The 273-nt window shown below is 57.1% G+C and carries 1 protein-coding gene; it reads right to left on the reverse strand.

Annotated elements, in window-relative coordinates; translation table 11 throughout:
* Nucleotides 1–273: glycine betaine ABC transporter substrate-binding protein (locus tag SCA31_RS23420; RefSeq protein ID WP_410699415.1), on the reverse strand; the 273-nt coding region annotated here is incomplete at both ends.

Here is a 273-nt window from a genome sequence, read left to right on the forward strand (position 1 = left end):
GGCATCGACGTCCTTGACAGCCTTGAACATCTCAGCTTTGTCCTTGATGGGGGTGGTTTGTTTGTTGTAGGTGATCCACGAAGTTCCCGTGTACTCCCAATATCCGGCGAACTGGCCGGTCTCGAAAGCCGTTCGAACGTTGGCCGATCCCACCACGCTGGTGTTGGTGGTGGTGTTTGCTCCGTGGGCGTTCAGGACGAGGCTGGTGATGTGGGCCAGGATGAACTGCTCAGAGAAGTCCTTGGCGCCAATGACACCGGTCAGTCCGTCAAG

It is taken from the genome of Chryseobacterium sp. SIMBA_028, assembly GCF_046535285.1.
Classification (GTDB): domain Bacteria; phylum Bacteroidota; class Bacteroidia; order Flavobacteriales; family Weeksellaceae; genus Chryseobacterium.